Source organism: Pseudomonas sp. Ga0074129, from assembly GCA_001465025.1.
In the GTDB taxonomy this organism is placed as follows: Bacteria; Pseudomonadota; Gammaproteobacteria; order Pseudomonadales; family Pseudomonadaceae; genus Aquipseudomonas.
In genome coordinates, this window is record LNDO01000018.1 from 1 (window position 1) to 13,426 (window position 13,426).

Below are 13,426 nucleotides of genomic sequence, written 5' to 3' on the forward strand. Positions count from 1 at the left end.
AAATCCCGGCGATAAGGGCAATCGCGTCCGCTTAAAAATACGCGGACACCATCGCCCTTAATGCTGGAGTTCGGAAGGTGACTTGGCTGGACGCTTACCAACCAGAAAGATAAAAATAGCACTAGCATCAAAAACCTACAGGCATAAAAAAATCCAGTCACCGTTAAGTGGCTGGATTTTCTAGGGTTTTTTGGTCGGGACGGAGTGATTCGAACACTCGACCCCTTGCACCCCATGCGCTTATTTGGTGGATTCCCATAGTTCCTATCGGACACTGCTGGACAGGCTTATGCCTAGTAAATACGGGCCCTACAGGCTACTCTCTCATCCTATAGCGTCCAATACCGTCCACCACCAGCCAAGCATTTTGGTGGCACAAAAGTGGCACAAAATTCGGGCGCGAGGAATTTTACTAGGGGTAGAGAGTGTCCAAGATAACGATCAAGCAATTGGAGGCACTGACAGCGCAAGATGACGGTAAGGTCTTCCGCGAGGATGGAGGATTGGTTGCCGAGGTGCGCGTCGGTGTCCGCGGAATCACGGTTCAGTTCAGCTATGAATTCAAGCTGGATGGAGCGCGAACCAGGAAGCGCTTGGGTAGCTGGCCGAAGAAAAGCTTGGCGCAAATTCGGTCTGAGCGGGACGAAGCCCGGGTACTCGTCACCAAAGGCCTGCACCCTACCCTTGCCGCCAAAGCAGCACGGATCGAGGCGCAAGCGGCAATCGCCACCACTATTGCTGAGGCAGAGCGTGAAGCCGCAGAAAACAAGACAGTGGCCGATCTCTTTGATGAGTGGATACGTGACGGCGTCTCCCGCCAGGACGGCAATGCCGAGCTGATCCGCAGCTTCAAGAAGGACGTCCTTCCACTCATTGGCAAGAGGCCGCTACGCAATCTCACAGAGAAGGATCTGCTCACCGTCCTGCGCTCAGTCAAATCTCGCGGCCTAAATCGCACCGTCGTTATCCGCAGCAAGGACATCGGCCAGATGCTGCGCTGGGCCGAGAAACGCAAACCATGGCGTGGCCTCATGACTGACGGCAATCCAGCCGACCTGATAGACGTCAACAAGTTGCTCGACCATGACTACGAAGAACAGCGGGATCGACTGCTCTCCCCTGACGAGATTCGAGAACTGCGTGACATCTTCGAACGCCTGGAGAAAGACTACGAAGAGCTTCCTGCTGGCCAGAAGTATTCCGGCATTCGTCCGGTCAACACGCGCGTCCAATGCGCGCTGTGGATCTGCCTGAGCACCCTCTGTCGTATCGGCGAACTGCTTAAGGCCGAGTGGCGCTACCTGGACCTGAAGAATGGCACCTGGTTCATCCCTGCCGAGGCTACCAAAGGCCATAAAGGCAAACGTCAGGATCACCATGTGTTCCTATCAGCTTTTTCCATCGCGCAGTTCCAGCGACTGCAGAAAGAAACCGGTAATACACCGTTCTGCTTCCCCAGCAAGGATGGTAAAAGCCACGTTGATACCAAGACTGTCAGCAAGCTCATCGGAGACCGCCAGTGTCGATTCAAGAACCGCAGCAAGCCACTGGCCGGCCGGCATCATGACGATTCACTTGTGCTGAGCAAGGGAACCAGGGGGGAATGGACCCCGCATGACCTGCGCCGCACGGGCGCGACCATGATGCAGGAGCTGGGTGTAACGCTGGAAATAATCGACCGCTGCCAGAACCATCTGCTGGGCGGCTCTAAGGTCCGTCGACATTACCTGCACCACGATTACGCCAAGGAAAAGACCGAAGCATGGCGGTTATTGGGAGAGAGGCTGGAGTCGATTCTTGCCGGGAGCCCGAAAGCTGCTGTCCAGCCTCAGTAGCCAGCTTCTTTTTGATGGCGAAAGGCCAAGACATAGGCGGTGTCATCTGCACGCTCATAGCGGTACAGCGCGACGTAACCTGAGTCACCAAACTCGATGATGAGCTCACGCAGCTCCGGCAGATCTGGAAATGGACGCCCTACTTCCGGACTTTCCTCCAATCGAGTGAATTGGCGCTCGATTGCCTGTGCAGCACGGCGCGCGACCTGCGGATCTTTATCGGAGAGAAATCGCCGGCAACGCTCCAGGCCCTTCGCCGCGCCTTCAGTGACGATCAGTCGTGGCACTTGGGAAGCTCTACCTCAGTATCTGTTCCCCAGCTACCGAGCCAGGTCCGAGCTTCTTGGCTGGTCAAATGCCGCCCGGTTTCCTGGTATGCAGCCCAAGATGTCAGCGCTTCTTGTTTGAAGCTCTCACGGGCCTCCTCACGCTCGACGTACTGGGTGATCGCCTCACGCATGATCCAGTGAGATGAGCGCTGCCGCAAACCAGCCAAATGCTGAATGCGGCCTTTTAGCTTGTCATCAATTTTGATGGAAGTGGCCATGGTTAGCCCTCTTTATCTAAAGGTATTACCTTTTAATAAGGTAGCAGCAGTCGTGAAAGCTGTCTATCCGATGCTCACAAACAGATCACGATGCTGGAGGTTCGACCGGGTCACTCGCACCGGTATAGCTGAGTCATCTTCAGCATCTTGGTACGAGCGCTTTCATTAAAACCTAAACCAGACGCCCCCCCCGAAAGGGGCAGTTTCAGTCTCGAAACCGGCAATGCGTGAATCTACGCAGTGCAGCGGATACTTCGCTGGCCAACAAGCCGGGAATCATGAACGCTGCTAACACGCTACGCGATTCAAAAATATTTCAGACCTTTATTACCCATGGGAAGACGAGCACGAAAGGCTCGTTTCTACCTCTGGGTATCCTCTTTTGAACAGGAGTCTGAATGATGAGTATTTGCTGTCCTTCCTGCGGTTCTCTTCGAGTTGTAGCGCGCAATCATGGTCGCAAAGTCGGTGGCGCTATTGGCGCCGTTGGCGGCACGGCGAGCGGAGCAGCAGGCGCTATGGCTGGCGCAAAAAGCGGCGCGCTTATAGGTGCTTTCGCTGGCCCCGTGGGTATTACGCTGGGTAGCCTGGCTGGCGCGATTCTGGGCGGCCTGGCAGGTGGAACTGCCGGGGGGCTGGCCGGCGCTAAGATGGGTGAAGAGTTTGACTCTCACGTACTCGACAACTATGAGTGCCATCACTGCGGCACTGCCTTTACACAAAATGAGCGCTGAACTCATCGTACCGATATACGAAACGTTATTACGTATACATACGTAGAAGGAGTATTGTAATGGCTCATCTCATCGAAACCATGGCCTACGCTGGCGCTACCCCGTGGCACGGTCTGGGCAACAACCTGCCGCAGAAACAACCCATCGAAGTCTGGCAACGCGAAGCCGGCATGGACTGGCAGATCCTGGAAAGCCCTGTGCATTTCAAGTCGGATGCCATCGGCCATCTGGGCACGATCCACTCATTCCCGGAACAGAAAGTGCTCTACCGCTCGGACACAAAGGCACCGCTGTCGGTGGTCTCGCAGCGCTATCACACCGTGCAGCCAAAGGATGTCTTGGAGTTTTATCGCGACCTGACCGAGGTCTCCGGCTACGAGCTGGAAACTGCTGGCGTGCTCAAGGGGGGTCGCAAGTTCTGGGCGCTGGCACGCACCGGCCAGGGCGCTGCGCTCAAGGGCAACGACCAAGTGAATGGCTACCTGCTGTTGGCCACTTCCTGCGACGGCACCCTGGCCACCACGGCAACGCCCACCACCATTCGCGTGGTCTGCAACAACACCCTCACCATCGCCCTGGACGGCACCAGCCGTGCGATCAAGGTGCCGCACAGCACCCGCTTCGATGGTGAGCTGGTGAAGAAGCAGCTTGGTGTCGCCGTCTCGCAATGGGACGACTTCATGTACCGCATGCGCCACCTGGCGGAACGCAAGGTGCAGTGGCATGAGGCACTGAGCTTCTTTATGAACGTGATGTGCGAGACCAGCCCGACCGGCGCCTTGCCGGAGCAACTGCCCAACGAGCGCGCCCTGCGCAAAGTGCAGGAGCTGTACGAAGGTCGTGGCCGTGGCAGTCAGCTCGACTCGGCACGTGGCACCGCCTGGGGCCTCCTCAATGCCGTCACCGAGTACGTCGATCACGAGCGCCGGGCGCGCAGCACTGAGTATCGCCTCGACTCAGCCTGGTTCGGCCAGGGCGCGCAGATCAAGCAACGCGCCTTGGACGCAGCGCTGCAGCTCGCCGCTTAAGCTGATGCGGCATAAACACAGCCCCTGATCGCCACAAGGGTGATCAGGGGTTCAGCTGCTCTGCGTTAAATGATCGCCCTTACTCAGGCGCTCACCCAATCCTCGACGCGCAAACCCGGTACTCGCTCGAATTCACGAAGATTATTCGTGACCAGAATCAGTCCCTGGGCACGTGCGTGTCCTGCAATCATCTGATCATACGGGCCAATAGGCTTGCCGATACGAGCCAACTCAGCTCGCAATTGCCCGGAATGAGCCGCTGCCTGAGCGTCGTAAGGCAGTACTTCCAGGCGCGCAGCGAAACCTTCAACGTCCGCCAGATTACGCTCGGGATTAGCGGACTTCTCGGCGCCGTAAATAAGCTCCATCAGGGTGACAGTGCTGATGCTCAGCTGCCCTGAATGGCGCTTGAAGGCTTCCCGCACCTGCTCAGGACGATTCTTGATCGTGAAAATGCACATGTTGTTATCAAGCATGTACTTCAGCATCAGAACGCATCCCGCTCTTGATCTGCAGGCTGCTCGCGATCCGCCATGTAGTCAGCGGTCACACCTTCGCCATCGAACCAGAGGTCCCAGGCCTCGCCTGCCGGCGTGATGATTCGGGCTCGACCAACTACCACTACATCCACCCGCTTCACATCCTCAGGCAGCGCAACCGCCTTGGGCAAACGCACCGCCTGACTGCGGTTGCTCTGAAAAACTGCACCTTGTTCCATGGAAACCTCCCCGGGATATGCCTTGCGTATAGCCCATTGTGTCAATCAAGCGGGATATGTCAACGGCATATCCCCAACTAGCCATCCACCTACCACCATAACCGCCCGGTCAGCCTTGTGCTGGCTGGGCGTTTTTATGCCTGCAGGAGAAACATGATGAAAGCCACTTCATTGAACCGCAGCCCCAGCAAACCCCGCCCAGCCCTACGCCTGATCAGCACCAAGGAATTGCCCCGTGAGGACTGGCTGCAGATCCGCAAGCAAGGCATCGGCAGCTCGGATGCCGGCGCAGCCGTCGGCCTCAATCCGTATAAATCGCAGCTGGAGTTGTGGATGGAAAAAACCGGCCGCGACACCACATTGCCCAAGGCCGACCCGCACGATGAGGAAAGCCCGATGTACTGGGGCAACGTGCTGGAGCCCATCGTGGCCTGGCATTACAGCAAGCGCACGAAGAACAAGGTACGGCGCATCAACGCCGTACTGCAGCATCCGGATCCGGAGCTGCCCTGGATGCTGGCCAACATCGACCGCGAGGTGATCGGGGCCGATGGCGTGCAAATCCTCGAATGCAAGACAGCCGGCATAAACGGCGCACGCCTCTGGAAAGAGGGCGTACCCGAGTATGTGCAACTGCAGGTGATGCACCAGCTCGCCGTCACCGGCAAGCAGGCGGCGGATGTGGCGGTACTGCTGGGTGGTCAGACGCTGGAGATCCACCGCATCGAGCGGGATGAGCAGATGATCGCTCGCCTGATCGAGCTGGAGCGCCAGTTCTGGCACTACGTGGAGACTGATACGCCGCCACCGGCTGATGGCACCGCTTCGGCAGAGTCAGCACTGCGCTGCCTCTACCCGGAGGACAACGGCCAAGTCGTCGACTTCACCCAGCATGCCGGGCTCAGCGCGGCTTACGTCGAGCTGAGGGCTGTTCGTCAGTCGATTGCCGACAAGGAAAAACGCGAGGCTGAGCTAAAGCAGATGCTGCAGCAGGCCATGGGCGATGCCAGCAGAGCGGAGTTTTCCAGCGGCTATGTCAGCTGGCGCAAAGCCAAGGACAGCATCGGCCTCGATGTCGCTCAACTGCTCAAGGACAAGCCCTACCTGCAGACCAAATACCCACTGCTGAAACCAGGTGCACGGCGCTTCCTGGTCGGCTGAAACCAACCTCATTCATCCCTTCCCTCCCCTTGGCCAGTCCATGCAGTTCGCACTGCGTGGCTGGCCTTTTTTCATTTCCAGGAGAATTACCATGCTCAAAGGTCTGGCTATCACTCCACCGGTACTCGGGCGGATTTCCATCGGTAAGGTCATCGAGAAGAACGGCAAACGGCTGCCGGAGAAGGATGACCAATTCACCATCACATCCCAGGTGCAGGGTAAGGACGGCTGGCTGCTGCACCCGCTCAATGACGAGCTACGTCAGGGCAAGGACGACAAGCTGCGCAGCATTCCGGTACGCCTGCTGTTCAACGAACCGGAGCTGAATTTCCGGGCTGACTACACGCTGTTCGACCGGCAATCGGGTCGACCAGTTTGCGTCGGTAATGGCGAGACCTGTAAGCGGGTCACACAGGACGGCATGCAGTCGTTGCCTTGTCCTTCACCGGATGCCTGTCCGCTGGCCAAAGGCAGTGCCTGCAAGCCCTACGGCCGACTGAACGTAGTCATTGGCGATGAGGATCCGCTGGGCAGCTTCGTGTTCCGTACCACCGGTTTTAACAGCATCCGCACCCTGGCCGCGCGCCTGCATTACTTCCAGGCCATCTCGGGCAACCGCCTGGCCTGCCTGCCACTGGAACTACGTCTGCGTGGCAAGTCGACACGCCAGAGTCATGGCACGCCGATCTTCTACGCCGACCTGACGGTACGCGGTGGCATGGAAATGGCCGAAGCATTGGTGACAGCCAATGAACTCGATTCACGACGTCAGGCTGCAGGCTTCAATCAGGCCGCTTTGGATGAGGCGGCACGACGCGGCTTCGGCAACGGTGCGTTCGAGGACAGCGAGGAGGATGTCGGCGCCATCGTCGATGAGTTCTACCCCGAGGGTGAAGCCACTGCTGTAGCAACAATGTCTCAACTCAACCCCACCAAACCCAGCCTGGCTGAAAAGCTCGATGCACAGGCTGCACGTCAAACCCCACCCACAGACCAAAACCAAGGAGGCCGCCATGCGCCTGCACAAGCTGAAAGCCAGTGACACGACAGGCACCTACCTGGTCGAGTCGCCGGTGACGGAAAACGACATCCTGCTGATGGCCAAGCAACTGGCCAGTCTGCGCCTGCGCAAGGGCCGAGCACTGACTTCCCCCAAGGACGTGTTCTGCCACCTGCAAACATTGCTGGCCAACTATGAGCATGAAGTATTTGCCCTGCTCATGCTCGACAGCCGGCACCGAGTGATCGCATTTGAGGAAGTGTTTCGCGGCACGCTGGATAGCGCCAGCGTCTACCCACGGGAGGTCGTGAAGCTCGCCCTGGAGCACAACGCCGCTGCCCTGATCCTGGTGCACAACCACCCTTCGGGAGACCCTGAGCCCAGCATGGCGGATCGCAATCTCACCACAAAACTGCAGGACGCGCTGAATCTGGTCGGAGTTAGAACGCTCGATCACGTTGTGGTGGGGAACGAAGGCTGCGTGTCACTGGCAGAACTGGGCTACCTGTAAGGAGGTGCCAATGAAACTGCTGTTACGGACTGTTGCCTGGGTATTTATGTTTGCCGGGATCCTGGCAGGCTGCCTGGCGCTATTGCTGCTGGTGATCCTGATGGTGCGTTTTCCGCCATTGCTGATCGCTGTGCTTGTCGCTTGCTGGCTTCTCAGTCGACTACAGAAGTCATCTCAAAAGGTCCTAGAATAAGCTTAACCAGGACGGGTAGCCACGCGGCTATCCGTCCGCAATCATCCGGCCAACTTTCTTTTTTTGGATTGAACTGCAACCGTAGGTCATAGACCACACCTATAAATCATCCAGATTGACTGGGAGGGCTGTCTCACTTGAACGAGACTTAGCAATTTCGGTCAGTTCAAGGTCTTCTGAAAGCATTTTATTCACCGGTTGCTGAGAAATTCCCCGCCGTAAAAACACACTCTCCTGCTCCAATGCCAAGCCCATTCCTTGCAGAGCATCACACAGCTCGGCCAACTCGCTGGGCATGCCCAACGATCGAAGTCGACTTACCGCATCCTGATAGTTCGCTAAGTTGTCCTGCCAAATCCGTTGATTGCCATACAGCCTCAACCGCTCCTGCCAATGCGGCATTAACCAGAGTTTGCACGTGCCCCCAATGAGCTCATAGAGTCGAGCGAAGTTCTGAAGCCCAATACCATCGTAATCGGGGAAAAGGATTACCTGTGAAGCCCGCGGTCTCTTGGCCAACCAGTACAGCAGCAGGCCGCTCAGCTGTCCGGAGTAGTAGCACAAGGTGCCGCTCGCATCGGCGGGCAGCCAGCTGATATCGTCGAACAGGGCTTGGTTCTCGATCAGCCACAAGGGCGAAGCCGTGTGCCAATCATCGCCGCTCTGCACAGCCAAAGCGGCAGCCCCGCAGGTCTGCGTCAGCTGCGATACATCGAGTAGTTGGCCCTTGCCATCACGCCAGTACTGCCCGTCGTTTACGGCTTTAAGCAGCAGGTACTGTACCGAGTGCCGCGCACTACCACTTTTACTGTCACGGTTCCGCGACATATTGAGGGCGCGCTGCGGGATCACTCTGGCCACATTTTCCGTGTGTCCCGGCCTTAGCTGAGCCAGGTGTGCCTGAACCTGTTCTGGGGCGGCGATCTGATACAGACTGCCGCGACCACTGACTGACAACCGCACCGCCAGGGTTCTCCGAGCGAACTCCTCCAGCGCTCCGCGCTGGGCAGCTGTCAGTTGGCTGGCAGCCAGCCTACCGCCAGCAACAAGCAGCTTTTCCAGTGCATCGGCCAGTGAACGGCTCACGCACCAGCTCCCGCCACGCGCGGCTCCAACTCCTGCCAATTCTTGCGGCTGACGTGATTGTGTCCGCCGTGGCGAGTGATTGGTACGCAGTAACGAACGGTTGCCAGCGGCGCGGGAGAGGCGAAGATAAGCGCAAAACCGAACTCAGCAGCTGTGTCGATCAAGCTCGTCTGGTTTGGCCCATCAAGCGCCAGCGCCTCATCCAAGTAGCAGGCAGCCCGAACCGAATAGCGCTTGTCCTGCATCTGGTGCAGTAGCGCCAGCCCCGTTACCAACTTTGCCATCAGCACCGTGCCGTTGGAGGCAGCGCCATCAATATCAGCAAAGGCCTCAGGTTTCTGGCCCTCTTTACCGACGATGAAGCTCAGACGAAACAGATGCTCAACAGCCAGACCGCCTCGGGCATCACCCTCTCGGATCAGCAGGGCCTTTGCCCGTGTGAGACTCTCATCATCGAGCACACTTCCGTGGTCGAACAGCTCAAAGCTCTGGCCTGAATCCACCTGCTCCGCTGTGCTGATAAGCGCCTCGATCGCCCAGACCAGCTCCCGCTCGTCTTCAGGCTCGATCTTGAATACCGAAAGGTCGGACAACCGACGCCGGCCGATCAGCTGGTTGAATTGGCGCATCTTGGCCTTGAAATCGTTCAGGCTGCCTCGCAATTGCCGCAGGCACGCCGTGACGTTGACCACCGCTGTGCGCGCCTTACGCTCGATGGCCTCGAACTCTTGGGGCAGATGCCGGCCAAACTCGATCATCAGGCGGATCTCTTCGTCAGGATCGTCGGCCGTCTGGAACTTGGTCAAACCATCCGCATGCAGCTCGGCGAGCAACCCACGTACATCAGTTTCAAGACTCAGCAGCCGGCGGCAGTCCTGCTGATACTCTCGCAGGTGCTCGGCCAACTGCTCAATAGCCAGCTCTGCAGCCCCAACCCACGTGTGATGCAGCAGATCAGCCAGATAGCTGAAGATAGGGTCACCATCACTGCGCCGATCGCGGCCAGTACAGATCTCCCCGTGCTGGCCGTCGAGTTCATCCTGCTGCTTACGTATGCCATCCAGCTGTTCTCGAAGACGCTGCACCTCGGCCTGGACTCCTCTCAGCTTGGCCTCCAAATCAGCCAAGACGCTCCGGCAGTCCAACAGAGATCGCTCGCGCTCAGCTCCGCGCTCGCGCAAGATGGCGAGATCGTCAAAGGCTTCCAGCTCGCGCAGGGCCTGCTGGTAGTCATGCTCTCGTTCAAGCTTGAGTGCCTCAGCGGCCCGAATTTGCTCCGCAGCCTGTAGCTGCTCATCGACCTGAGCCAGCTGGCGCTGAAGGTCAGACAACTCCTGATCGATTTCTTCAGCGCTGCGCTGACGGTGCTGGTCGGGCAGGTCAGCCAACTGCAGATCCAGTCCCGGCAGTTCAAGGCGGCCAGCCTGGCTGAGCCATTTCTCAAGGCTTTGATGCAGTTGCTCGCCGTTGAGACGGAAGCAGCTCTCCGGCAGCGTCATAACCTCCCGTGCGAACAGCCGGTTCAGGGCAGCCAGCTGCTCCGCGTTCAACTCCCGCTGCAGATGCTGATAGAGGTTGCCCGCCAGGCTTGCTCTTTCGCGACTGAGCCGCTGCACCTCCTGCGTAACCCTGTTGCGATCGCGAACAATCTCATTGGGGCTTCGACCCTGTACTCCGGCAACGAGCGCAACCTGGGCCTCGTAGGCTGCACGCGCATGCTCGATGCTACGCTCCAGCGTCTCGCGTCGGTCGATCAGCGTGAACCGGCGCTCCAGTTCAGCCTGCCGCTCACCCTCGCGCTTCAGCGCAGCCTCAGTCTGCAGGCTGCGCTCACGGGCAGCAGACCACTCTACCCGGTCATGTTGCAGCTGCTCTTCGGCTTGCTCGATGCCGGCGCGGGTCTGTTGCAGGTCAGCTGAGCGAGACTGGTAATAGCTCTGCCAGTCCTGCAGCGCCTGATCGATCAGCGGACGGAGGTGAAACAACTTGCCGCGCAACTGCAAGCGCTCCTCATACAGCGTTTCGAGGCGGCCGATCCGTTCCAGCTGCTTTTGGGCAGCTTGGTACTGCTCTCGGTCGGCATTTACATCGGCGAAAGCTTTGTCCCACTCCTGCTTGAAGTCGATGCCCGCGTCCGAAAGATCTCGGTGAAAGATCTGCAACAGGTAGTCCTTCACCTCCTTGGATTGCAGCTTGTCCAAGCGCAGAGTTCGGGTGAGCACCCGTTGGAATACCTCAGCGTGGCGGGCCTGCTCCAGGCGGAAAATTGTGAAGTCACCGTTTTCTCCCCGCCCCCGCCGACTGTTGCCATACACCATGCTGGTGAACTCGCTACCGCTATAGCGTTGGGCGAGCAAGCCGCGAGTGGCTAAATGACTCAGCAGCTGCGGTTGTGCCACCAGACAGCCGTCATCGCGCCGGTAGTCATCGAGGTTCAGTTGGCCACGGTAAGCGAAGTATTCGTAGTCGTTGCTGACACCCTTGCCAACACATCCCAGCACCACACTGCCCGACTCAGGAAGCAGCACCTCCAGCAGGATGTAGGCGCTGTTGTTGGGGAAATAGAAGCGCCGACTGCGTTCTACGTCGTGTGGACCAAAGTCCATCCGCCGCCGGTCGATGATCAGCAAGAACTGCAAGGCATTGATCAGACTGGTCTTGCCTGTATTGTTCGGAGCCACCAACGATACAGACGCATCCAAAGGTAACTCTGCGCGCTCGTAGCCTGCACTGTTAAGCAGCACCAGCCGTTGAAATCCATAATCCATCATGCTGGCTCATCCTCTTCACTGGTCTCGATGGCCTCGCTGACATCAACACCCTCTTCAATCTCGCCGTCCTGCTCGCCGGCCAGCTTCACAAAATGATCCAGATACCGCCAGACGGCAGGCAGTAGCCGCCATCCTCCTGCAGCTGACTCAGCAAACCCATACGCACACGCGCGATCGAGCAGCCCTACGAGCGACTCTTCATCTAACCCCTCAGCCAAGAGCAAGTCATGACCGCGCTCAAGCAACTTTGCCAGCACAGCGCGATCAATGATCCAGTCACCGAATCGGTGCAGGTGCATCCCCTCGTCGGCCTTCAACTCGAACAGCAGCATGAACAACAGCGCCAGCTGGCGTGTGGTGCGGCTGACGTTGCTGCTCGCATTGTCGAAGTGGAACCAGGCAAACCCGCGCCTATCCACGCGCAGTGTGAAGCCAAGACGCCCGAACAGCTCTTGGTACTGCTCCTGCTCTTTCTCGAGCTCAGCCCACAGAACGGGCTCTGCAATATGATTCAGGTGCTTGCCCGCATTGAACAACTCGAACAGCGCGCCAAGGCTCGGCAAACGCCCCAGATGAAGTGTGACTGCTTGATTCATCGTGCGGATCTTCCATGAGGGTAGTGAGTGACGCGCAGCCAATTAAGGTCAGTACTGAGTTTCTGGTCGTCCTGCTGGAACTCCCACTCAGGCTCCCTGACAAGCTCGTGGTAAAGGCGCAGAACAGTGGCATCATCCAGATAGGTGTAGTTCGTCCGAAGCCAGTCAAGCAAGCTAGGCACAGAGCCACTGGCAGCCAGGCGCTCGCGCAGTTCGACACCATCGACGAACCGCAGCTCTGTTGCTGACTCAGCTGGAGCCTCATCGGGGAAGGCATGACTCACAGGCTCATATGCCAGGCCCTCAGCCATGATGGTGAGTACCTCATCGCCAACCGTTACCCGCCGGGGACGCTCTGCGCGCCAGACAGGGAAGTCTGGTTGTCGGAATGTGCGCGACAAGCCGCGCTTGCGCACCTGTCCAAGAAGCTGGCTGACGGCAGCAGACAGGTTGTTATGCCGCCTGAGCTCTTCTCGCAACGGTAAAAGCGTATCGCTGCACTGCTTCAGCACCTCCCGGCCAAGCCGACGAAGCTCTTTGACCTGAAAGCCGGCCTGACGTACCAGCATACGCAAGGTGTAAAGCGCCCCCTGAACAGCGAGCTTCTCCTGGCAGTAGTCAATCTGCCGCTCTGCCTCCTCCAGCAGGCGGTAGAAGCTGCCGGACGGGCCGCTGTCCATCATTTCCGCCATTGGCTCGATGTAATCATCATAGGCCTGTAGCACCTGCCGGTAACGCCGCTCGGCAGGCACATGGGCCTCAGTGCTCTTGGCTTTCTCGGCAATTTCGAGAATGGCGTGGCGATCCTGATCCAGCTGCTGGGCAATCTGGCGAAACAACTCAGTAAGCTGGACGGCGGACTGACGCAGCAGATCAAGGTCATTACCCTCGATCGCCTCATTCAAGCGCTCCGTAGCATCGCGAATTCCTTGCACTCGGGCCTGGAGCACTGCAGATAGCCCAAGCTCATGCTCTCTGTTCAGGCCACGGACGAATTCAAGCACCAAGGGATTGAGCTGCAGCAGTTCATCCCTTGGGAGGACACGAAGAATTTCGGTGTTGATCAGCGCTCGCAGAACATTCTCACGGGCGTCTCGCAGCATGCCTGGATCAACCTTACTGATCAGCGCCAGCACTTGCTCTGATTCAAATGCTGGAATCTCTCGAGTGCGCTGTACCAGCCACTCGACCACCGGCCAGTGGCTATAAAGGGCGAATACCAGAGAGCGTGGATTAGCCATGTGCT

At 58.2% G+C, this 13,426-nt stretch carries 15 protein-coding genes; 7 read left to right on the top strand and 8 right to left on the bottom strand.

Features of this window, described 5'->3' with window-relative positions; translation table 11 throughout:
* Nucleotides 1-425: 425 nt before the first annotated feature.
* On the top strand, nt 426-1,835 hold the full coding sequence (locus AUK77_RS00995; RefSeq protein WP_296125317.1) for a site-specific integrase: 1,410 nt from the start codon (nt 426-428) through the stop codon (nt 1,833-1,835).
* Here the strand turns inward: AUK77_RS00995 and AUK77_RS01000 are convergent.
* The gene (locus tag AUK77_RS01000) at nt 1,829-2,122 is read right to left on the bottom strand and encodes a type II toxin-antitoxin system RelE/ParE family toxin (RefSeq protein ID WP_296125319.1); all 294 of its coding nucleotides are present in this window, start codon (nt 2,120-2,122) and stop codon (nt 1,829-1,831) included. The two genes, AUK77_RS00995 and AUK77_RS01000, sit on opposite strands and share 7 nt — an antisense overlap.
* Entirely contained in the window at nt 2,110-2,382 is a 273-nt protein-coding gene (locus tag AUK77_RS01005) for a CopG family ribbon-helix-helix protein (protein ID WP_296125320.1), read from the bottom strand. The genes AUK77_RS01000 and AUK77_RS01005 overlap by 13 nt, the downstream gene beginning before the upstream one ends.
* Before the next feature lie 401 nt (nt 2,383-2,783).
* On the opposite strand from AUK77_RS01005, the gene AUK77_RS01010 reads away from it, so the two are divergent.
* Both AUK77_RS01010 and AUK77_RS01015 read left to right on the top strand, forming a co-directional pair.
* Nucleotides 2,784-3,116, top strand: a complete 333-nt coding sequence (locus AUK77_RS01010; protein WP_036992178.1) for a hypothetical protein — start codon at nt 2,784-2,786, stop codon at nt 3,114-3,116.
* Nucleotides 3,117-3,175: 59 nt separating this feature from the next.
* Nucleotides 3,176-4,144 (top strand): DUF932 domain-containing protein, encoded by a 969-nt coding sequence (locus AUK77_RS01015; RefSeq protein ID WP_296125322.1) that lies wholly within the window; start codon nt 3,176-3,178, stop codon nt 4,142-4,144.
* 83 nt (nt 4,145-4,227) lie between these two features.
* On the opposite strand, the gene vapC is transcribed toward AUK77_RS01015, so the two are convergent.
* Entirely contained in the window at nt 4,228-4,632 is a 405-nt protein-coding gene (vapC, locus tag AUK77_RS01020) for a tRNA(fMet)-specific endonuclease VapC (RefSeq protein ID WP_296125324.1), read from the bottom strand.
* Entirely contained in the window at nt 4,632-4,862 is a 231-nt protein-coding gene (locus AUK77_RS01025; RefSeq protein ID WP_057391045.1) for an AbrB/MazE/SpoVT family DNA-binding domain-containing protein, read from the bottom strand. The genes vapC and AUK77_RS01025 overlap by 1 nt, the downstream gene beginning before the upstream one ends.
* Before the next feature lie 156 nt (nt 4,863-5,018).
* Here AUK77_RS01025 and AUK77_RS01030 point away from each other — a divergent pair, with 156 nt between their 5' ends.
* The 4 genes from AUK77_RS01030 (at nt 5,019) to AUK77_RS01045 (ending at nt 7,727) form a co-directional block, all read left to right on the top strand.
* Complete coding sequence (locus AUK77_RS01030) at nt 5,019-6,023, top strand: lambda-exonuclease family protein (RefSeq protein ID WP_003291452.1); 1,005 nt, start codon at nt 5,019-5,021, stop codon at nt 6,021-6,023.
* 91 nt (nt 6,024-6,114) lie between these two features.
* Nucleotides 6,115-7,065, top strand: coding sequence for a hypothetical protein (locus AUK77_RS01035; protein ID WP_013982991.1), 951 nt, complete (start codon nt 6,115-6,117; stop codon nt 7,063-7,065).
* Entirely contained in the window at nt 7,037-7,534 is a 498-nt protein-coding gene (gene radC, locus AUK77_RS01040; protein ID WP_150549229.1) for a DNA repair protein RadC, read from the top strand. Before AUK77_RS01035 ends, radC begins: the two co-directional genes overlap by 29 nt.
* Before the next feature lie 10 nt (nt 7,535-7,544).
* A complete protein-coding gene (locus tag AUK77_RS01045; RefSeq protein ID WP_095461358.1) occupies nt 7,545-7,727 on the top strand; it encodes a hypothetical protein in 183 nt (60 codons plus the stop codon).
* A gap of 99 nt (nt 7,728-7,826) precedes the next feature.
* On the opposite strand, the gene AUK77_RS01050 is transcribed toward AUK77_RS01045, so the two are convergent.
* Genes AUK77_RS01050 through AUK77_RS01065 form a run of 4 tightly spaced genes read right to left on the bottom strand, consistent with a single transcriptional unit; the run spans nt 7,827 to nt 13,421 of the window.
* Nucleotides 7,827-8,813 (bottom strand): hypothetical protein, encoded by a 987-nt coding sequence (locus tag AUK77_RS01050; protein ID WP_296125326.1) that lies wholly within the window; start codon nt 8,811-8,813, stop codon nt 7,827-7,829.
* Complete coding sequence (locus AUK77_RS01055) at nt 8,810-11,584, bottom strand: hypothetical protein (RefSeq protein WP_296125327.1); 2,775 nt, start codon at nt 11,582-11,584, stop codon at nt 8,810-8,812. The genes AUK77_RS01050 and AUK77_RS01055 overlap by 4 nt, the downstream gene beginning before the upstream one ends.
* Nucleotides 11,581-12,180 carry a hypothetical protein gene (locus AUK77_RS01060; protein ID WP_296125329.1) on the bottom strand — a complete coding sequence of 200 codons (600 nt, stop codon included), beginning with the start codon at nt 12,178-12,180 and terminating at the stop codon, nt 11,581-11,583. Before AUK77_RS01060 ends, AUK77_RS01055 begins: the two co-directional genes overlap by 4 nt.
* Nucleotides 12,177-13,421: a hypothetical protein gene (locus tag AUK77_RS01065; RefSeq protein WP_296125330.1), complete on the bottom strand. Its 1,245-nt coding sequence runs from the start codon at nt 13,419-13,421 to the stop codon at nt 12,177-12,179. The genes AUK77_RS01060 and AUK77_RS01065 overlap by 4 nt, the downstream gene beginning before the upstream one ends.
* Nucleotides 13,422-13,426: the final 5 nt, after the last annotated feature.

Bases quoted from the DNA above. Each gene is read 5' to 3' on its own strand.
- AUK77_RS01005 (WP_296125320.1), bottom strand. From the start codon at position 2,382: ATGGCCACTTCCATCAAAATTGATGACAAGCTAAAAGGCCGCATTCAG.
- AUK77_RS01010 (WP_036992178.1), top strand. From the start codon at position 2,784: ATGAGTATTTGCTGTCCTTCCTGCGGTTCTCTTCGAGTTGTAGCGCGC.
- AUK77_RS01015 (WP_296125322.1), top strand. From the start codon at position 3,176: ATGGCTCATCTCATCGAAACCATGGCCTACGCTGGCGCTACCCCGTGG.
- vapC (WP_296125324.1), bottom strand. From the start codon at position 4,632: ATGCTGAAGTACATGCTTGATAACAACATGTGCATTTTCACGATCAAG.
- AUK77_RS01025 (WP_057391045.1), bottom strand. From the start codon at position 4,862: ATGGAACAAGGTGCAGTTTTTCAGAGCAACCGCAGTCAGGCGGTGCGT.
- AUK77_RS01030 (WP_003291452.1), top strand. From the start codon at position 5,019: ATGAAAGCCACTTCATTGAACCGCAGCCCCAGCAAACCCCGCCCAGCC.
- AUK77_RS01035 (WP_013982991.1), top strand. From the start codon at position 6,115: ATGCTCAAAGGTCTGGCTATCACTCCACCGGTACTCGGGCGGATTTCC.
- radC (WP_150549229.1), top strand. From the start codon at position 7,037: ATGCGCCTGCACAAGCTGAAAGCCAGTGACACGACAGGCACCTACCTG.
- AUK77_RS01045 (WP_095461358.1), top strand. From the start codon at position 7,545: ATGAAACTGCTGTTACGGACTGTTGCCTGGGTATTTATGTTTGCCGGG.
- AUK77_RS01055 (WP_296125327.1), bottom strand. From the start codon at position 11,584: ATGATGGATTATGGATTTCAACGGCTGGTGCTGCTTAACAGTGCAGGC.
- AUK77_RS01060 (WP_296125329.1), bottom strand. From the start codon at position 12,180: ATGAATCAAGCAGTCACACTTCATCTGGGGCGTTTGCCGAGCCTTGGC.
- AUK77_RS01065 (WP_296125330.1), bottom strand. From the start codon at position 13,421: ATGGCTAATCCACGCTCTCTGGTATTCGCCCTTTATAGCCACTGGCCG.